Annotated in this window: 15 protein-coding genes and 1 riboswitch; of the genes, 8 read left to right on the top strand and 7 right to left on the bottom strand. The window is 60.5% G+C overall.

The window, feature by feature from the left end:
• From FHX05_RS11420 to FHX05_RS11430, 3 genes are read right to left on the bottom strand one after another with little or no spacing between them, the layout of a single operon-like run.
• Positions 1-1,431 (bottom strand): FAD-binding oxidoreductase, encoded by a 1,431-nt coding sequence (locus FHX05_RS11420; RefSeq protein WP_183871727.1) that lies wholly within the window; start codon positions 1,429-1,431, stop codon positions 1-3.
• A 33-nt stretch (positions 1,432-1,464) separates the two neighbouring features.
• Entirely contained in the window at positions 1,465-2,439 is a 975-nt protein-coding gene (locus FHX05_RS11425; protein ID WP_183871729.1) for an L-threonylcarbamoyladenylate synthase, read from the bottom strand.
• Positions 2,440-2,497: 58 nt separating this feature from the next.
• The gene (locus FHX05_RS11430) at positions 2,498-3,112 is read right to left on the bottom strand and encodes a DUF6656 family protein (RefSeq protein ID WP_183871731.1); all 615 of its coding nucleotides are present in this window, start codon (positions 3,110-3,112) and stop codon (positions 2,498-2,500) included.
• A gap of 349 nt (positions 3,113-3,461) precedes the next feature.
• A riboswitch (cobalamin riboswitch) is annotated at positions 3,462-3,666 on the top strand.
• A gap of 96 nt (positions 3,667-3,762) precedes the next feature.
• Here FHX05_RS11430 and FHX05_RS11435 point away from each other — a divergent pair.
• Positions 3,763-5,007 (top strand): aromatic ring-hydroxylating dioxygenase subunit alpha, encoded by a 1,245-nt coding sequence (locus tag FHX05_RS11435; protein ID WP_183871733.1) that lies wholly within the window; start codon positions 3,763-3,765, stop codon positions 5,005-5,007.
• Positions 5,008-5,009: 2 nt separating this feature from the next.
• A complete protein-coding gene (locus FHX05_RS11440; RefSeq protein ID WP_112606009.1) occupies positions 5,010-6,098 on the top strand; it encodes a hybrid-cluster NAD(P)-dependent oxidoreductase in 1,089 nt (362 codons plus the stop codon).
• 109 nt (positions 6,099-6,207) lie between these two features.
• Here the strand turns inward: FHX05_RS11440 and FHX05_RS11445 are convergent, their stop codons facing one another.
• The gene (locus FHX05_RS11445) at positions 6,208-7,158 is read right to left on the bottom strand and encodes a GH25 family lysozyme (protein WP_246698933.1); all 951 of its coding nucleotides are present in this window, start codon (positions 7,156-7,158) and stop codon (positions 6,208-6,210) included.
• 307 nt (positions 7,159-7,465) lie between these two features.
• Between FHX05_RS11445 and FHX05_RS11450 the strand changes: the two genes are divergently transcribed.
• Complete coding sequence (locus tag FHX05_RS11450; RefSeq protein ID WP_183710910.1) at positions 7,466-7,936, top strand: BA14K family protein; 471 nt, start codon at positions 7,466-7,468, stop codon at positions 7,934-7,936.
• Positions 7,937-8,005: 69 nt separating this feature from the next.
• Here FHX05_RS11450 and FHX05_RS11455 read toward each other — a convergent pair whose 3' ends face one another.
• The gene (locus FHX05_RS11455) at positions 8,006-9,007 is read right to left on the bottom strand and encodes a transporter (protein ID WP_112606095.1); all 1,002 of its coding nucleotides are present in this window, start codon (positions 9,005-9,007) and stop codon (positions 8,006-8,008) included.
• Positions 9,008-9,288: 281 nt separating this feature from the next.
• Between FHX05_RS11455 and FHX05_RS11460 the strand changes: the two genes are divergently transcribed.
• Positions 9,289-11,100: an acyl-CoA dehydrogenase gene (locus tag FHX05_RS11460; protein WP_183871737.1), complete on the top strand. Its 1,812-nt coding sequence runs from the start codon at positions 9,289-9,291 to the stop codon at positions 11,098-11,100.
• Positions 11,101-11,189: 89 nt separating this feature from the next.
• Positions 11,190-11,942, top strand: coding sequence for a crotonase/enoyl-CoA hydratase family protein (locus FHX05_RS11465; protein WP_183710905.1), 753 nt, complete (start codon positions 11,190-11,192; stop codon positions 11,940-11,942).
• Between the two features lie 4 nt (positions 11,943-11,946).
• Here FHX05_RS11465 and FHX05_RS11470 read toward each other — a convergent pair whose 3' ends face one another.
• A complete protein-coding gene (locus FHX05_RS11470; RefSeq protein ID WP_183871739.1) occupies positions 11,947-13,197 on the bottom strand; it encodes a class I SAM-dependent RNA methyltransferase in 1,251 nt (416 codons plus the stop codon).
• A complete protein-coding gene (locus tag FHX05_RS11475) occupies positions 13,194-13,934 on the bottom strand; it encodes a TlyA family RNA methyltransferase (protein WP_112605991.1) in 741 nt (246 codons plus the stop codon). Before FHX05_RS11475 ends, FHX05_RS11470 begins: the two co-directional genes overlap by 4 nt.
• Before the next feature lie 111 nt (positions 13,935-14,045).
• Between FHX05_RS11475 and FHX05_RS11480 the strand changes: the two genes are divergently transcribed.
• The 3 genes from FHX05_RS11480 (at position 14,046) to FHX05_RS11490 (ending at position 18,585) form a co-directional block, all read left to right on the top strand.
• A complete protein-coding gene (locus FHX05_RS11480; RefSeq protein WP_112605988.1) occupies positions 14,046-15,053 on the top strand; it encodes a DUF4424 domain-containing protein in 1,008 nt (335 codons plus the stop codon).
• Positions 15,054-15,278: 225 nt separating this feature from the next.
• Positions 15,279-17,222, top strand: coding sequence for a methyl-accepting chemotaxis protein (locus tag FHX05_RS11485; protein WP_183871741.1), 1,944 nt, complete (start codon positions 15,279-15,281; stop codon positions 17,220-17,222).
• A 325-nt stretch (positions 17,223-17,547) separates the two neighbouring features.
• Complete coding sequence (locus tag FHX05_RS11490; protein WP_183871743.1) at positions 17,548-18,585, top strand: sensor domain-containing diguanylate cyclase; 1,038 nt, start codon at positions 17,548-17,550, stop codon at positions 18,583-18,585.
• The last annotated feature ends 45 nt before the right edge of the window (positions 18,586-18,630 follow it).

An 18,630-nucleotide genomic window follows, 5' to 3' on the forward strand; every position in this document is an offset into this window, starting at 1 on the left:
TCAGACCTTGAGGACCTTCCCCGGATTCATGATGCCTGCCGGGTCGAAGGCCGTCTTGATCCGGCGCATCAGGTCGATCTCGATCTCCGAGCGGATGGAGGCCAGTTCATCGCGCTTCAGCTGACCGATGCCATGCTCGGCGGAGATCGAGCCGCCATGCTGCAACACAAGCCCATGCACGATCTTGTTGATCTCGCGCCAGCGGCCGATGAACTCGGCCTTGTCGGCGCCGACGGGCTGCGAGATGTTGTAGTGGATATTGCCGTCGCCCATGTGGCCGAAGGCGCAGACGCGGGCGCCAGGCATGGCGGCGACAACGGCCTTTTCGGCTTCCGCCATGAATTGCGGGATCTGCGCCACTGGCACGGAAACGTCGTGCTTGATCGAGCCGCCTTCCGGCTTCTGCGCGTCCGACATGCTCTCGCGCATATGCCAGATGGCTTTCTGCTGCGCTTCCGAGCTGGCGATGGTCGCATCCTGGATCAGGCCGGTCTCATAGCCCTGTTCGAGCAGCGTCGTCATCATCCGCTCGGCCGTCTCAGCCGAATCGGAGGTGGAGATGTCGATCAGCACATACCAGGGATGCACCGTCTCCAGCGGATCGCGCACGCCCGGTATATGCCGCGTGGTGAATTCGACGCCGATGCGCGGCATCAGCTCGAAACCGGTCAGTGCCGTGCCGCAGAGGCTGGAGGCATTCTTGAATAGCGTTAGCGCGTCATCGACCGATAGCAGGCCGGCAAAGGCGACCTGATGGCCAAGCGGCTGCGGAAAGAGTTTTAGCACCGCACCGGTGATGACCCCGAGCGTGCCTTCCGCGCCGATGAAGAGATCGCGCAGGTCGTAGCCGGTATTGTCCTTCTTCAGGCGGCGCAATCCGTTCCAGATCTCGCCCGTGGGCAGAACGACTTCAAGGCCGAGGCAGAGCTGGCGCATATTGCCATAGGCGAGAACGGCCGTGCCCCCGGCATTGGTGGAAAGATTGCCGGCGATGCGGCAAGAGCCTTCCGAGCCGAGCGAGAGCGGAAACATGCGGCCATGCTCGGCTGCCGCCTTGTGGACATCAGCCAGGATGCAGCCGCCATCGACAATCATCGTATTGCCGACAGGATCGATATCGCGCACGCGGTTCATGCGTTCCAGCGATAGGATGATGTCCGAGCCGCCCTCGCGCGGCGTCTGCCCGCCAACAAGCCCGGTATTGCCGGTCTGGGGCACGATGGCCGTTCCGGTCTCGCTGGCGAGCTTGAGGATGGCCGAAACCTCTTCCACCGAGCCGGGCTTCAGCAGCATAGGCGAAGCGCCATGATAGAGCCCGCGGTTTTCCACCAGATGCGGCGCAATTTCCGCCGGGTCCCGCACGGCATGTTTTTCGCCGACGATGGCGGCGAAGCGATCGAGGAGGTCGGAAGAGGAGGCGGAGCTGCTCATGGCGTTTCCTTTGCCTGATGGTGTCGGGCCGATTTAGTCTCTAGGCGCGGCCGCGCGGCGCAGCCGGTCGTTGATAGCCTCGCCGAGGCCCTCGTCGGGAATATGCGAAAAGGCAATTGTCGTTGCACCGGTGGCATCGGCGCGCTTCATGAAGTCGAAAAGGTTTGCGGCAGCTTCCGAAAGATCGCCGCGGGCGCTCAGATCCAGCACAGCGACGGCATTCTCGCTGCCGGGAATGTTTGGCGTGCCGAAGCGAATCAGCGCCTCGCTTGCGGAAACCTCCGTGGCGTCGAGCCGCACCGCCGCTCCCGGCGCATAATGCGAAGCAAGCATGCCTGGCGCCTCGATGGCAGCGGAGGCCTTCTTCTTGCGCTTCAGCGCCTTGCCGGCTACCCGTTCGATCTCGCTTGCCGCCAGCCCGCCGGGCCGCAGCAGGCGCATCTCGCCATCCTCAACCTTGACGATGGTCGACTCCACGCCGACGACCGAAGCCCCGGCGTCGAGGATGAGCGTGATCCGCTCTCCGAGATCGTCGTCCACATGATCGGCGCTGGTGGCGCTGATCTTGCCAGAAGTATTGGCGCTCGGCGCGGCAAGGGGGCGATCAAAGGCGCGGATCAGCTCGCCGGCAAAGCCCTGGGGCACGCGGATGCCGACCGTGTCGAGGCCGGCGGTTGCCAGCGGATGGATGCCGCTATCGGGCTGGAGCGGCAGCACCAGCGTCAGCGGCCCGGGCCAGAAGGCTTCCGCGAGCTTGCGCGAGATGGGGTCGAAGATCGCATAGCGCTCGGCCATGGCGAGATCGCTCATATGGCAGATCAGCGGATTGAAGCGCGGCCGGCCCTTCGTCTCATAGATCCGGGTAATGGCGGCGGGATTAGTGGCATCGGCGGCAAGGCCGTAGACCGTCTCTGTCGGCAGCCCGATCGGCAGACCCTCGGCAAGGGTCGCCGTCGCCACTTCTATTGCCGTTTGCGGATGTTCGAGAATGTCTATGTGTCGTGCCATGGCCTGCCTGCTTGCAGTTCAGGCCGTTTCTATGCTCTTCGAGTTTTCGGATCAATCGTCAAAGCTGGCGAATGATGTCGCGGAGCTGCTCGTTGCGGGCGCCGAGGAGAAGAACATTGCGGATGGCGATCTGCGGATCGTGGGTGTGGAACAACACTCCGTTGCCTCTGACATCGCGGTTGATCGTCAGCTTCTTGTCTTCGGCTTCCTTGTCCGGATGGATGGCGACAGCGAAATACATCCGCGAATATTTGAGGCTGATGTCTTCGAAGAAGTTCGCTTCCTGGCCGATCCGGGCAAAGAAATTGGCGATATAGAAAGCCCAGTTCACGTCCTCATAATGCGCGAACTGCGTCCGCGCCGCGGTAACGTGGCAATAGCCGAGATGCGGCGTGTCCTTCAGCGTGTGATGAAAGATGAGCTTCGGAAAGCGGATGGACCTATGGAAATTGTTGAGCCGGTCATGGGTCTTCTCGCCGGCGTCCCTGAGCTTCAGCGCCGTGCGTTCGGCCACCTGTTCGTGGGTGAGGTATTCCCGCTCTTCCGCCAGCCAATGCGGCCTGTTGCGGTTGATACGGCCGGTACGCAGGAATTCGGTATACCCCGTCGATATCGGCTGTGCCGGTTCGGGCTCGGCGGGCTTCCCAGCGTCGAAATATCTGAGTTTGGCCATGCCGGATCTCGCTATAAAACTCTTTGGTGACATGATGAACCACGAAGCTTGAGCCGAGCTTGATCGTGCCGGATTGAAGGCGCCCCGATAGCGGCTCCGTTGGCGCTTTCTGCCGCCCAATTATTCCCCTGATTACCCGCCATTCGCTGACCTGTCGCAATCAGGATAAAGCGTCATTGGCGGAATGGATATGCGATGCTTTGACCATCTCCGATGCAAGCGCCCAAGTAATTGAATTGCCTGTCAATATTCTCACGCCATACAACCGTCCTATCGTCCGGTTTTACCTGTCGTCAAATTCGAAGCCGATGTCGCATTGCAGCGCAGCGGCAGACGCGGCCGAGAGCTATGATGATATCAATCTCAAGGTGCCGCCTGCTAGGGAGACGGAGAATTGGGAAGCCGGTCAAAATCCGGCGCTGCCCCCGCAACGGTGGTGGAGTGAGGCATGGCGGATAAAGCCACTGGGCCGATTGGTCTGGGAAGGTGCCATGGGGTCCTGGCAACAGGGCCGCTCCAGAGCCCGGAAACCAGCCTTGGGCACATATGGTTTACTGACCGCGGCGGGCGGTCGGGGGATTGCTTTCGGCCGTTCCCAACGGCCTTGCATGTCCTCTGCTCGTCTTCCGGTATTGCGCAAGGATAGGCAAATGGATATCGGCAGCAAAGTTCTGCGGCAACTGAAGAACCACCGGACGGGTTTCAGCCTGGAGCAACCCTTCTACACTGATCCGGAATACTTCAAGCTCGACATGGAGACGATCTACTATCGCGACTGGCTGTTCATCGGCCATGATTGCGAAGTGCCGCGTGCGGGCAATTACTTCACCGTTCAGATCGGTGATTATCCCGTCGTCATCGTCCGTGGCCGCGATCAGGTCATCCGCGCCTTCCACAATAGCTGCCGCCACCGCGGCTCGCGCGTCTGCACGACCGAGCGCGGATCGTCGGCAAAGCTCGTCTGCCCGTATCACCAGTGGACTTACGAACTCGACGGCTCGCTGCTCTTTGCCCGACAGATGGCAGAGGATTTCGATAAGAGCCAGTATTCGCTGAAGCCGGTTCACTGCGAAAGTGTCGGCGGCTACATCTTCATCTGCCTCGCGCAGAACGCTCCCGATTTCGCACCGGTTCGCGCCACGATCGAGCCCTACATGGCCCCGCATCGTATCAGCGAAGCCAAGGTCGCCTTCCAGAGCACCATTATCGAGAAGGGCAACTGGAAGCTCGTCTGGGAAAATAACCGCGAGTGTTATCATTGCGCGGCCAATCACCCCGAACTGTGCCGCACCTTCCCGGAAGCGCCGACCGTGACGGGAGTACAGGGCGCGATGAACGATCCCGTCATCACCGAGCACTGGGCGCGCTGCGAAGCCGCGGGTCTGCCGAGCGAATTCAAGATCTCTCCTGACGGACAGTTCCGCACCGCTCGCATGCCACTGATCGAAGGCGCCGAAAGCTACACCATGTCCGGCCAGAATGCCGTCAGGCGGCCGCTCTCGCCCGACGTGACGATCAACGGCATCGGCACCATGCTGCTCTTCCACTATCCGACGACATGGAACCACATGCTCGGCGACCACGCGATTTCCTTCCGTGTCCTGCCGATCAGCGCCGAGGAAACCGCCGTCACCACGAAGTGGCTCGTTCACAAGGATGCGGTCGAAGGCGTCGACTACAATCTCGAGGAATTGACGCACGTCTGGACCGAAACCAACGATCAGGACCGCCGCATCGTCGAGGAAAATGCCTTCGGCATCCGCTCGCCTGCCTATGAGCCCGGTCCCTATTCGGAAATCCATGAAGGCGGCGTCATGCAGTTCGTCGAATGGTACACGACTTTCATGATCAACCGGCTGCAAGGCGACCAGGCCAAGCTGTCGGCAGTTGCCTGAGCATGAACATGGCCGTCTCCCTTCCGCATCGCCATCTCGACCAAATGCAGCCTTGGAGCGACAGGCAGCATCTGCTCGAATGTCTCTCAGTCACGCCCGAAGCGCCCGATGTGATGACCTTCACCTTCGGGTCCGACAAGGACAACTGGTTCCGCTATCTGCCGGGCCAGTTCGTGACGCTGGAGCTGCCGGCGGCTCCGGAGCCGGTCATGCGCACCTATACGCTGTCGTCCACGCCGTCACGGCCCTTCTCGGTCGCCGTGACGGTGAAGGCGCAGAAAGATAGCATCGGCACGCGCTGGATGTTCGAGAACCTGAAGCCGGGCATGCGCATCAAGGCTTTCGGCCCGCTCGGCGATTTCAGCCACATCCGTCATCCGGGCGAGAAATATCTCTTCGTCTCGGCCGGCTCCGGCATCACGCCGATGATGTCGATGACGCGGTATATGTCGGACATAGCACCACTGTCTGACATTACTTTCGTCAATTGCTCGCGCAGCCCGACGGACATCATCTTCCGCTCCGAGCTCGAATATCTCGCCCGCTTCATGCCGAACCTCGATCTCGGCTTCATCGTCGAAGGCTGCGGCCGCACCGATCTCTGGTCGGGGCTGAAGGGCCGCATCGACAAGGCGAAGATCGGCCTGCTGGCGCCCGATTTCATGGATCGCACCATCTTCTGCTGCGGCCCGGAAGTCTTCATGGATGCCGTGCGCTCGATGCTCGAAGCGCATGGCTTCGACATGTCACGCTACCATCAGGAAAGCTTCCAGCCAGCGAATGCGGCGACACCGCTTGCGGAAGTCTCTGACGATGCTTCCGGCGAGGCGGCGACCACGATCCGCTTCACGATGGCGGGCAAGGATGTGGCCTGTGCGGCGGGCCAGACCGTGCTTCAGGCGGCGCGGGGCGCCGGCGTGCGCATCGGTGCAGCCTGCGAATCCGGCCTCTGCGGCACATGCCGGGTCATGAAGCTTTCGGGCGAAGTCGAGATGAGCCACAATGGCGGCATCCTCGATGATGAGATCGACGAGGGTTACATCCTCGCCTGCTGCTCGCGCCCGAAGACGGATGTGCAGATCGAGGCCTAGAGCCGGATGATTTTAGGTCTATTCGACCTAAAATCTGAATCCGCTCTAGCATCAAAGAAGTAGAGCGTGATGTCGTCCGGAAACCGCCCACACTTTTCGGCATCACGCTCTAGAAATCCTGGTAGTTCAGCTCATTAATCTCGACCGGCTTGGTTTGCGGGGTCGAGGCCGTGACGACGGGGTCGATCTCGAGCATGAGGGAAACGAGCATCTGCCGCGGCCCACTGCACATCTGTGCGAGCGCGATCGTCAGGTCGGGCGCGGGTAGCGGTTTCGCCGGCAGGAGATCGCCCTGCGGCCAGATCCTCGCGAGCTGGACCTTTGTCATCGGCACGACGTTGACGTCGATATCGGTAAGCGTGCCCGGGACCCGATAGGGGCAGCTTTTCTCCGAGCAATTGTCCGACGAAGCAAACTGCCAGATGGCATAATTGTCCCAATTGCCGAGTGGGAAAGTGCCTTTGACATCAGGCTTGTAGCGCGCATACCACAAGGGCAGCCGTGACAGCAGCGGATAGGTACCCCGGTGGTCGGCTATGTATCGCGCCGTGTTGTGATTGACGTAGAGAATGGGATAGCGGCCGGTTCTGACCTTGATGTGGGCGACGTAGATCTGCGCATCGTCGAGCGACATGAATTGCGTCGCATCCATGCCGTCGATGTCGAGCACCATCAGCTCATCGGGTTGCGGATCGGCATAATCGAGAAAATGATTGGCCTGGTCGATCGGATTGCCGGGCCGCCCCAGATGATAGGCGCCCCATAACAGGCCATTCGATTTTGCCAGCATGCGGCGCGTTTGAAACAGCTCACGGCTGACGGCGTATTTGCGCCACATCGTCCTGCAATGGGCCACGGTATCGCCGCCATGGTCGCCGGTGCAACTGAAGCTTTCAGGAAGTCCGTCGGACGCCTTTGAGATGAAACCGGCAATCCGCTTGTCCTGCAGGAATGCGGCCCAGTCGATGGTGTTCAGCTCGTAAGCATCGACAATCAGGGCGTTTTTCGGGTCGCCCCAGGGCTGGCTCTCACCGGCCGAGGGCTTGGAGACCGGCCCCATCAGGGCCAGGATCGTCAGCAAGCTGTAAATGAGGAGGTTACTCTTTCGGTATCCTTTCATGAAATAATAGTAAGGATTGCTGGTTAATCTTGGGTTAAGAAAGCAATCACTATAAATTCATCGTGGAGCCCCCCGTAACTCCTTAAATCGGTAGGGATTTGAGGAACTAAATAACGCGCTGCAGCGTTTCTTGTCGTCTATTCGGATATGCGACGAAGCAGGCAGCGAAACCTTGCTCGGGAAGCATTCCCGACATGAAACGCTTACAGGCTTGAGTAGCAAGCCGAACCAGGGAATGGAGATGAAAATGCTTGGTTTCCGTGCAAAAATCGCGACAGCCGCCTTGACTGCTGCCGTCGCCCTGACGAGCTTCACACCGTCTTTCGCCATGCAGATGCCCGCCGCACCGGTCGTAAAACAGTCCGCGCCCAGCCAGGCCGCGCCTGATAATGTCGAGCAGGTACAGTGGCGTCATGGTGGTTACTATCGCCGCGGCTGGTATGGCGGCTACCGCGGTTATCGCGGCGGCTATCGTCATGGTTATCGCTATCATGACGGCTATTGGTTCCCGCTGGCTGCCTTCGGCGCCGGCGCATTGATTGGCGGCGCAATCGCCAGCCAGCCGCGCTATTACGAGCCGGCTCCGGCCCCGAGCGCCGGCATCAATCCGCGTCATGTCGAATGGTGCGAGGGACGCTATCGTTCCTACCGCGCTTACGACAATACGTTCCAGCCGAACTCCGGCCCGCGCCGTCAGTGCTACTCGCCGTATTTCTAAGCGGCGCTTCCAGAACTGCCAATGTCAGCCGTCCGATTTCCCGCCGGGCGGCTTTTTCATGCTTTGACGTCAGAGAATATTGACCCGCTTGAGCAGCCACCATGCCAGCAGTATGGAGGCGATGATGAAGCCAACCGCATATCCCGTACCGCTCGCTCCACCCGCCAGCGGCAGCCCCGATGTATTCATGCCGAAGAAGCCTGTCACCAGCGTCGGCGGCAGCAGAAACGCTGTCATGATCGACAGGATATAGAGATGCCGATTGATCTCGGAGGCGAGCTTGGAATCGATTTCTTCGTGCAACAGCCTCGCCCGTTCCTGCAGCGCATAGACGTCGTGTTCGACCGCTTCGAGGCGCCCCGTCAGCCGGCCAGCGACATCCTCGAAGCCGAGCGGCATTTCCTCATCGTCCGAGGCGGCGGCATGGCGCATCAGCGAGAGAACGGTGCGCAGATGGCGATGCAGACGCACGATGGTCCGGCGGATGGGCGGCAGCTTGGCACGCTCGTCGTGTGTCGTATTGCCATGCACGAAATCCTCGATGGCATTCAACTCTTCGCTAATCTCGATGACGACCGAGATCAGCGTTCGCTGAAATTCGACGACGATCAGCTCGAAGATATCGATCGGGCCAGAAAATCGCGCAGCATTCTTCTCGATCAGCACACGGGTCCGGTCGAGGCTGCGCAGCGGCTGCAGCCGGGTAGTGATCAGCATGCGATCGGTGAGGGCAAAATGCAGCCAGCCGATATCGTGTGTATTGTGGGCGAAGTCTCGCTGGAAATCGACCAACGTGCCGAAAAGCATCTGCTCGTCGACCGTAATGGTCGCATGGGTCTCATGCGTGGTCAGAGCGATGCGGGCGGCTTCGTTCAATCCGGGTGCATCCTCGAGAAAGGCGGGTACGCGCGCATCGACGAGATTGAGATGCAGCCAGAGAAAACCGTCATCGCTGAAGAGAGTCGAGCGATGGGTATCGTCGGGCAGACGCTCCGGCTTTGCTGCACCGGAACGGAGACGGTATGCCCAGATAAAACCGGGTATGATATTGACTGACGTGAGCGTGTTCATGGGGGCATCGTTCGCTTTGTCTGAACAGTTGCCATAGTCTTCATTCATGACGGTTGTTTATGCAAGTCCGAGGTCCGATGGAATAATCGCGGACATTGGCGGCGCTGTCACAGCGATGCGGCGCTTAAGACCTAACTGAAAGCGGGGGTGGGGGTGGAAATCAACATTTCCGCGGTTCGAGAAAATTGACGTTTACGTAAAAATAAACTAGCTGTAACCAGAATATCATCGATGATCCGGGTGAGGCGGCTCATTGTCAGCAAAAGTGCGGAGGAAGCAGCATGTACAAGGCGCCAGTCGAAGAAATCGCATTCACGCTGAAGCATGTCGCGGGCATGGAACGCGCAATGGAAGAGGGCATTCTCGGCGATCTCGGCACCGATCTTGTCGACGCTATCCTGTCGGAAGCCGGGCGTTTCGCCGGTGAAGCGGTGGAGCCGCTTGCCGAGAACGGTGACAAACAAGGCGCAAGATTGGTCGACGGCAAAGTCGTGCTTCCCGATGGCTGGGAGAAGCTCTATCGCGACTGGATCGCCGGCGGCTGGAACGGCCTTACCGCACCGGAGGAGTTCGGCGGGCAGGACTTGCCGCACATGCTGAATATCGCGACGCTGGAAATGTGGAATTCCGCCTCCATGGCCTTCGGTCTTGCCCCGACGTTGACCATGGGAGCGATCGAGGCCTTGCACGCCCACGGCAGCGACGATCTCAAGAAGACATATCTGGCAAAGCTCGTTTCCGGTGAATGGTCCGGTACGATGAACCTGACCGAGCCGCAGGCCGGTTCCGATGTCGGCGCTTTGCGCACCCGCGCCGAACGCCGCGATGATGGCACCTATCGTATCTTCGGCCAGAAGATTTTCATCACCTGGGGCGATCACGAGGCAGCCGACAATATCATCCATTTCGTCCTCGCCCGCCTTCCGGATGCGCCTGCCGGCACGCGTGGCATTTCGCTGTTTCTCGTGCCGAAATTCCTTGTGAATGAGGACGGCTCGCTCGGTGCCCGCAACGATCTTTTCGTGCATTCGCTGGAACATAAGCTCGGCATCCATGGTTCACCGACCTGCACGATGATCTACGGCGATGGCAAATATGGAGCCGAAAAGGGCGCCGTCGGCTGGCTGGTGGGTGAGGAAAACAAAGGCCTCGCCTGCATGTTCACGATGATGAACAATGCCAGATTGGCTGTCGGCATCCAGGGTGTCGCGATTGCTGAAGCCGCGACCCAGAAGGCCATCGCCTATGCCCGGGAGCGCACCCAAGGTCGCGCGCCGGGTACGACATCCTCGGGCATGAGCCCGATCATCGAACATCCCGATGTCGCCCGCATGCTGCTGACGATGAAAGCCCTTACGCAGGGCTCGCGTGCGATCTGCTACGCCTGTGCGCAGGCGATCGACATGTCGCATCGCGATCCCGAGAGAGCAAAATATTGGCAGGAGCGCGCCGCATTGCTGACGCCGATTGCCAAGTCCTTCTCCACCGATGCCGGCGTCGATGTCGCTTCGCTTGGCATCCAGATCCATGGCGGCATGGGCTTTATCGAGGAGACAGGCGCCGCGCGCCTGCTGCGGGACGCGCGCATCGCACCGATCTACGAGGGCACTAACGGCATCCAGGCCATCGATCTGGTGACGCGAAAGCTGACGATCGCCAACGGCGACCACATGCGCGGCTTCATGACCGAACTGCGCGAGATCGCCGATTCCGTCGCCAAGTCCAATCTGGATGGTTTCGGCGAAACGGCGCCGCGGCTACAGGCGGCCATTGCCTATCTGGAAAAGACGAGCGAATGGCTCCTGTCGAAACAGGCAGAGGGCGCCGTTGCCGAAGCTCTGGCGGGCGCCACGCCTTACCAGCGGCTTTTCGGCCTCGTGCTAACAGGCTCTTATCTGGCCAAGGGTGGCCTTGCCGATGCAGGCGACGGCGAGGGGGCCAAGCGCATCGCACTCTGCCGCTTCGTTGCCGAAAACCTCTTAACCGAGACTGCCGCTCTCTCCGATCGGGTCATCGCCGGCGCATCCAGCCTCGAAGCCGCCCGCGCCGCACTAGAGTCGGATGATTTTAGGTCTATTCGACCTAAAATCTGAATCCGCCCTAGAATCAAAGAAGTAGAGCATGATGTCGTCCGAAAACCGCTCACACTTTTCGGCATCATGCTCTAGCCTAAGGGAAAGCCATGACCGACCACATCCTCATCGAACGCCCCGAGTCCGCGCCGCATATCCAGATCATCCGGTTCAACCGGCCGGAAAAAAAGAACGCCATCACCCGCGCCATGTATCAGACGATGACCGACGCGCTGAACGCGGCGGAAGCTGCGCCGGATATCCGCGTCCATGCCTTCCTTGGCACGGAAGGCTGCTTCTCTGCCGGCAATGATCTCGCCGATTTCCTCGCTTTCGCCATGAGCGGCAATATGGGGCGCGAAGTCATTGATTTTCTTGTCGCGCTGGCGAGCACGAGGAAGCCCGTCGTCTCCGGCGTCGACGGCCTGGCGATCGGCATCGGCACAACGATCCATCTGCATTGCGATCTGACTGTTGCCTCCGACCGCAGCCTGTTCAAGACACCCTTCGTCGATCTCGCGCTGGTTCCCGAAGCGGCCTCGAGCTTGCTTGCACCGCGCGCCATGGGCCATCAACGCGCCTTCGCGCTGCTTGCGCTCGGCGAAGGCTTTTCCGCTGCCGAAGCGAAGGAGGCGGGCCTAATCTGGAAGGTAGCGTCACCGGAAGCGGTGGAGACCGAAACGCTGGCGCTGGCGGCCAAACTCGCCGCCAAGCCGCCCGAGGCCCTTCGGATCGCACGCGACCTGATGCGGGGACCTCCGGATGCCGTCCTCGACCACATCCAGAAAGAGGCCGAGCATTTCGCCGCCCAACTGAAAAGCGCCGAAGCCCGCGCGGCTTTCGAGGCCTTTATGAAGCGGTGAAGGCTTACTTCTCCAGCGCCGCAACCACCTCGACATGTGAGGTCCACAGGAACTGGTCGATCGGCGTTACCCGGGTAATGCGGTAGCCGCCCTCGACGAGGATAGCGAGGTCACGGGCGAGGGTCAGCGGGTTGCAGGAGACGGCGACGATCTTCTTGACCTGCGATCGAGCCAGTTCCTTGCTCTGGAATTCCGCGCCGGCGCGCGGCGGGTCGAACACGACGGCGTCGTAGACCTTCAATTCCTGCGTCATCAGCGGTCGGCGAAAGAGATCACGGCGCTCGACACTGACGGGCTTCAGCCCCTGTGTCGTACGCGCTGCTTGGTCCAGTGCCGCGAGCGGCTTTTCCTCGCTTTCCACCGCCTGCACGCGTCCGATCCGCGCCAGGCGAAGCGAGAAGGTGCCGCTGCCGGCGAAGAGATCGGCAATGCGCTTTGCCTTGCCGACATGGGTTGCAACCAGCTCGGCCATGGCGTCCTCGGCCTGCTTGGTTGCCTGCGTGAAGGCACCAGGCGGCGGTGCGACCTGGACGCCGCCGAAATCGATCATCGGCTTTACCGGTTCGACCAGGATCTCGCCGTTCAGTGAAACACGGGCGATGCCGCGAAGCGACAGAACCGTTTCGATGGTGCCGCGGCGCTGCTTGTCCGAAAGCGACTTAATGCCGTCGACCGCAAGATCGAGGCCGGTCTGCGTTTCCAACACGGAAATGCGGAAGGCTTCGGCATTGACGGCAATTGCAGCGGCGATCGTCTTGATCGCTGGCAGGCGGGCCATGATGCCGGCCGAGGCGATGGGACATTCCTCGATGGCGACGATATGGTGGCTTTCGGCTTGATTGAAGCCGATCAGCATATCCTTTTCAGTCTTGCGCGCGGCGAAGACAACCCTGCGCCGCTCGCCCGGATGCGCGGCGACGATATCGTCCACCTCGGGCGTCAGGCCCTTGGAGCGAAGCGCGTCGACGACGAGCTGGCGCTTGAAGGCGCGATAGGGCGCATCGGCATAATGCTGCAGGGTGCAGCCGCCGCAGGCGCCGTTGACGCCATGCGGGCCGAAGTGCCGACAGTGTGGCTCCTGGCGATCCGGCGAGGTGGACGCGACCGACATCAGCGTGCCCTGGCTCTTCACCCGCGCGATGGCGACGCTTTCGCCCGGCAGCGTGAAGGGTACATAGATCGGTCCATCGGCGCCCTGCGCGATGCCGTCGCCCTGGGCGCCGAGCTTCTGGATGGTGACGGTTTCAGTGCTCATGGCTTGATCCCTGCGAGAAGAAATTCCTGGTTGCCGTCGCCGCCTGTAATCGGCGAGGCGATGAGGCCGAGGCTTTGCCAGCCCATGTCTTCGGTGAACCAGCGCTCGAGTTCGGCCGCCACAGCCGGAGCGGAGGAGGGGTCCTTCAGGAGACCCGCCTTGCCGATCGCATCGCGGCCCGCCTCGAATTGCGGTTTTACGAGCAGTGCCGCCCGCGCGCCCGGTTCGGCAAGCGCAAGCGCCGGCGCGAGAGCGAGCTTGAGCGAAATGAACGAGACATCGGAAACGACGAAGGAGAAGGGCTCGCCTATATCCCCGGCGGTCAGATTGCGCGCATTCAGCCCTTCGATATTGGTCACGCGCGGATCGGCTTCTACGCGCGGATGCATCTGGTCGTGGCCGACGTCGATCGCCGTGACATGGGCAGCGCCTCGCTCAAGCAGCACCTCGGTGAAACCACCGGTCGATGCGCCGACATCGAGACAATGCTGTCCGCGCGGATCGAGGTCGAAATGATCAAGCGCCGCCACCAGCTTCAGCGCCGCGCGGGAAACATAATCCTGCGCCGGATCGTCGATGCTGATCTGTGCGTCTTCGGTGAAGAGTGCCCCGGGCTTCGTCACGATCTTGCCGTTCACGGTGACCGTGCCGCGCTGGATCGCATCGCGAGCGCGCGAGCGGCTGGCGAAGAGCGAAAGGGTGACGAGAAGCTGGTCGAGACGTTGTGGTTCTGACATGGGCTGTCCATGCCGGGCAATCGGCTGTGTTGCAAGCCTTTTATGCTGATATCGGCGTTGACGCAGGATTGCGACAGGCGATAATCGCCGACATCAACGGTGAGGGGCACCATGCGAAATATCTGTGGCTATGCAGCGCTGATGGCGACGATCGCCGTTCCGGCTATGGCAAATGATACGATGGCCGAGCTGAAGACGGGTGGTCTTGCCTATGTCCGCACTGGCGATATCAGCATGGATCAGGAAAAACTGTTCATCTCGCAGACCGAAGTGCGCGTCGATTACGTATTCGAAAACACCTCCGACAAGGATGTCGAAAGCGTCGTCGCCTTCCCGATGCCCGATATCAAGGGTGACATAGACAGCATGGTCGATACGGGAAATGTTGATTCCGACAATTTCCTCGGCTTCACTGTGACCCAGGATGGTAAGGCTATTACGCCGACCCTGCAGCAGCGCGTATCGGTGGCCGGCGTCGACATGACGGATGAATTGAAGGCTCATGGCGTGTCGCTGCTGCCGCTCAGCAAGGCGGCCATGGATGCCGTCGCCAAGCTGCCCGTCGATCTACTCGAGGACTGGACTGCCCGCGGTTTGATCGCCGACGACGAATACGACAATGACGGCCAGGGCATGAAGCATCATCCGACGCCGATGTGGACGCTGCATACCACCTATTGGTGGCGTACGAAATTTCCGGCCAAGGCGAAGATTGCGGTCGAGCATCGCTACAAGCCAAGTGTCGGCGGCACGGTCGCCATCACCTTCGCCGGCGACGAAGATTACCAGAAGCAGCAGCTCCAAGCCTATCGTGGCAAATATTGTCTCGACGAGACTTTTCTGAAGACGGCGGTGAAACTTGCCGCGGTGGCCGACAAGGGTGGCCGCGGCTATACGGAGAGCTGGATCTCCTATGTGCTGACGACCGGAGCCAACTGGTCCGGTCCGATCAAGCATTTCGAGTTGACGGTCGATAAGGGCAGTCCTGAAAACTACATCAGCTTTTGCGGTACGAATGTGAAGAAGATCGGCGCGACGACATTCCAGATGACGGCGCAGGATTTTTACCCGGAGCACGACCTGGATATCCTGATCCTAGCTGCAGCTGCCGTGAACTAGCGGCGCACTCACTGTCTCTCAAATTAAATAAATTTAAAGCCGAAGCCTCTATTGATGCCCGTGATTGCGGCGATCCGTTTCAAGATCGCCGCCTGCCATGAAGGCTTCGCGCGTCAGCGTCCCAATCATGCCCCCTCCCTGAATTCTTCGAGCATAGCCGCGCCTCTTCCTCGCGCGGTCCTTAAACATGCTCGCCAGGACCTGCGCTCCGGAGGCGCCCCGCTTATGTCCGCGAAAAAGCTCTCTTTGAATGGCAAGCTTGCCATCACATTTACGGCCCTGATTGCCATTTTCGCCTGCGTTTCCGCATTCGTCTATTCCAAGCAAGAGGTTTCCGCCGGTGCTGCCGTCGAGCAGGAAAGGTCGCAGCAGCTCGTCAGCCTGATCGATGATTCGCTACAGGCCATGTTGGAACAGGCCGTCAATCTGCGGGGCTTTCTGCTTCTGCGCAGCAACAGCACCTATGACGATATCTTCAACAATCGCGAGCGGATGCTGAAGAGTATCGCTGCTGCAAAGCAGTCGGCTGCCGATTCGCCAGATCTGCTGCAGGCGATCGACAACATGCAGAAGGCGGCCGATCTCTATTTCCACCAGCTCGCGGAGCCGCAGGCCAAGGCGCGTAAGGAAACCGAGATGCCGCTCGACCAGATCGTCAAGATCGGTCAGAACGAAACCAAGGGCCAGCTTGACGGCTTTCGCGATGCCGCCGCCAAGATCAAGCAGGCTGCGCGCGCCAAGGCAAGCAGTCTCGCAGCGATGCAGGACGATGCCAATGGCGATCTGCGCTTGACCCTCATCATCGGCGGCGTCTTCGCCTCGCTTGCCGCCGCTGTACTTGCCTGGCTGCTTTCGCGCATTATTGTCCGTCCAATCGTCGGCATGACGGCGGCCATGGGCCGTCTGGCAAACGGCGAGCATGACGTTGAAGTCCCGGCTGTTGGCCGCGGCGATGAAATCGGCCGCATGGCGGATGCCGTCCTCGTCTTCAAGCAGGCTGGCATTGAGAAGCTGCGTCTTGCCGGCGAGACCGAGCGTATGCGTGGCGATGCCGAACGTCAGCGCCTGATGAACGACGAGCAGAAGGCGCGTGAAGAGGGCGAAATCCGTTTCGCCATGGAAGCGCTCGCCGGCGGCCTCGCGGCCCTGTCGTCGGGCAATGTCGCAACCCGTCTTAATGATAGCCTCGCGCCGCAGTTCGACAGCGTCCGCGCCGATTTCAACAATGCAGTCGAAAAGCTCGAAGCGGCCTTGCGGTCCGTTGGCCAAAATGCCTCCGCCATCAATGCCGGTGCTGACGAAATCCGTTCGGCTGCCGACGATCTGGCGCACCGCACCGAGCAGCAGGCCGCCGCCGTCGAGGAGACTGCCGCAGCACTGGAAGAGGTCACGATCACGGTTCGCGACTCCGCCAAGCGCGCCGAGGATGTCGGCCATCTCGTCGAACGCGCCCGCCTCGGCGCGGAACGGTCGGGCGAAGTGGTTCGCAAAGCCGTTTCGGCCATGCAGCAGATCGAAAAATCCTCGGGCGAGATCAGCAACATCATCAGCGTCATCGACGACATCGCGTTCCAGACCAATCTTCTGGCGCTGAATGCCGGCGTCGAGGCCGCCCGTGCCGGGGATGCAGGCAAGGGCTTTGCGGTCGTTGCCCAGGAAGTACGCGAGCTTGCGCAACGCTCGGCCAATGCCGCCAAGGAAATCAAGTCGCTGATCACGACGTCGAGCGATCAGGTCAATACCGGTGTGTCGCTGGTCGGCGAGACCGGCAAGGCGCTGGAACTGATCGTATCCGAGGTGCAGGAGATCAACCGCCATGTCGGCGCAATCGTGACTGCGACCCGCGAACAGTCGACTGGCTTGCAGGAGATCAACACCGCCGTCAACAACATGGATCAAGGCACGCAGAAGAATGCCGCCATGGTTGAGGAGCAGACGGCGGCCAGCCATGCGCTCGCCCGCGAAGCTGCAGCACTCAACGAGCTGCTTCAGCAGTTCCGTCTCGGCAATACCGCCAAGGCTGCACCCGCCAGGCCCATTGCTGCGACGGCGCGTTCTAAACCCGCAGCCTCTCCGGCTCGCGCCCTGGGCCGCACCATTGCCCAGGCTTTTGCCGGAAAGACAAGTGCTAACGCTGCCGCCGCAAGGGATGATTGGGAAGAATTCTGATCGCTCCACGGCGGCTTCGTGGCGCCCCCCGGAGGCTTTCACGGCGAACTACCCTCGTAGACCTATCGGCGGCCCGTCCCTTTGCGGCGGGCCGCTCTTTTCACAGCTTTCAGAAGAGCATCATTTTCAGCGACCTGTCCGACTTTGGGGCAGCGCGCTGTCGCTGGAGCGCTCTTTTCTTGAGGAAAAGGCTCCTGGCTATCGTCTGCTTCTCGGCGGACCATCCTTTGGTCAAGATTTATTAAATATTTGATCAGCGGCAGGGTTGCCGTGGGCGGCGAACCTCCTTGTTATAGAACGCATGGTGATGCTGAGGGAGATCTGAATGGGGCAGCTCGTCCGAGTTCCGGCCAATGAGACACAGAGACTTTTGGCCGTGCGCTCCCTGAATGGAGTTCATAGCAGTCCGACGCCGGAGCTTGCGACCCTCGCCGAATTGGCAAGAGGCGTGTTCGAGACACCCTATGCGGCAATCAACATTATCGACGAGGACTGGCAACGCATAGCAGGCCAGGCGGGGCTGAAGATCGCCGAATGTTCGCGCGATATGTCGATCTGCACGCGGGTGGTTTTCGATGACGAACTGCTGGTCCTTCCGGACCTTATGGAAGAACCGGAGCTGAAGGCTGCCCCCTTTGTTCTCGATGATCCCTATTTTCGCTTTTATGCAGGCGCTCCAGTGCGACTGGAGAACGGTTTGCCGGTAGGAGCCTTCTGCATCCTCGATCAGAGGCCGAGGCAGTTTTCCTCGAGTGAGGAGCAAAGTCTGAGGCGCTTTGCCCAGATCGCAAGCGCGCTTCTGCGTCTGCAGAAAACGAACTTGCTGATGGGAATAGCCGAGAATGATCTGCGCGCGGCGGCTATGACCGATCCGCTGACCCGTTTCTTCAATCGGTCGGCGCTGGAATCTATCGTTGACGGTGCATTGAGCACTGCCATCACGAAAGGCGGCAATTTCGGCGTCCTCTATCTCGACATGGACGGCTTCAAATCGATCAACGATCGCTTCGGTCACAATGTCGGCGACGAAGTTCTGTGCGAGGCATCGCTGCGTATCCGTTCGGTCCTCCGCGCGGACGACATCGTCGTGCGCATGGGCGGCGACGAGTTTGCGATATTCGTCCCGGATTCGCCTGACAAGCATGCGCTTGTGTCCCTGTCCGAGCGGCTGCTCGCAGCTTTCAGAACGCCCTTCGCAGTCGATGGAGTATCCGTTTTTGCGAGGCTCAGCATCGGCGCGGCCCTCGCGCCGCATGATGGCGCCACGCGCGTGACGCTGCTGAAGAATGTTGATGCTGCCCTCTATCGGGCGAAGGCAGAAGGTCGAGACCGCGTAGCGGTCTTCAATGCACTCGATGCCTGATATGCGAAGATATTTGGGATCAGGCAGCCGTAGGGCCGCCTGATT

Source organism: Rhizobium sp. BK491, assembly GCF_014194925.1.
In the GTDB taxonomy this organism is placed as follows: domain Bacteria; phylum Pseudomonadota; class Alphaproteobacteria; order Rhizobiales; family Rhizobiaceae; genus Rhizobium.

Bases quoted from the DNA above. Each gene is read 5' to 3' on its own strand.
- FHX05_RS11420 (WP_183871727.1), bottom strand. From the start codon at position 1,431: ATGAGCAGCTCCGCCTCCTCTTCCGACCTCCTCGATCGCTTCGCCGCC.
- FHX05_RS11425 (WP_183871729.1), bottom strand. From the start codon at position 2,439: ATGGCACGACACATAGACATTCTCGAACATCCGCAAACGGCAATAGAA.
- FHX05_RS11430 (WP_183871731.1), bottom strand. From the start codon at position 3,112: ATGGCCAAACTCAGATATTTCGACGCTGGGAAGCCCGCCGAGCCCGAA.
- FHX05_RS11435 (WP_183871733.1), top strand. From the start codon at position 3,763: ATGGATATCGGCAGCAAAGTTCTGCGGCAACTGAAGAACCACCGGACG.
- FHX05_RS11440 (WP_112606009.1), top strand. From the start codon at position 5,010: ATGAACATGGCCGTCTCCCTTCCGCATCGCCATCTCGACCAAATGCAG.
- FHX05_RS11445 (WP_246698933.1), bottom strand. From the start codon at position 7,158: ATGGGGCCGGTCTCCAAGCCCTCGGCCGGTGAGAGCCAGCCCTGGGGC.
- FHX05_RS11450 (WP_183710910.1), top strand. From the start codon at position 7,466: ATGCTTGGTTTCCGTGCAAAAATCGCGACAGCCGCCTTGACTGCTGCC.
- FHX05_RS11455 (WP_112606095.1), bottom strand. From the start codon at position 9,007: ATGAACACGCTCACGTCAGTCAATATCATACCCGGTTTTATCTGGGCA.
- FHX05_RS11460 (WP_183871737.1), top strand. From the start codon at position 9,289: ATGTACAAGGCGCCAGTCGAAGAAATCGCATTCACGCTGAAGCATGTC.
- FHX05_RS11465 (WP_183710905.1), top strand. From the start codon at position 11,190: ATGACCGACCACATCCTCATCGAACGCCCCGAGTCCGCGCCGCATATC.
- FHX05_RS11470 (WP_183871739.1), bottom strand. From the start codon at position 13,197: ATGAGCACTGAAACCGTCACCATCCAGAAGCTCGGCGCCCAGGGCGAC.
- FHX05_RS11475 (WP_112605991.1), bottom strand. From the start codon at position 13,934: ATGTCAGAACCACAACGTCTCGACCAGCTTCTCGTCACCCTTTCGCTC.
- FHX05_RS11480 (WP_112605988.1), top strand. From the start codon at position 14,046: ATGCGAAATATCTGTGGCTATGCAGCGCTGATGGCGACGATCGCCGTT.
- FHX05_RS11485 (WP_183871741.1), top strand. From the start codon at position 15,279: ATGTCCGCGAAAAAGCTCTCTTTGAATGGCAAGCTTGCCATCACATTT.
- FHX05_RS11490 (WP_183871743.1), top strand. From the start codon at position 17,548: ATGGGGCAGCTCGTCCGAGTTCCGGCCAATGAGACACAGAGACTTTTG.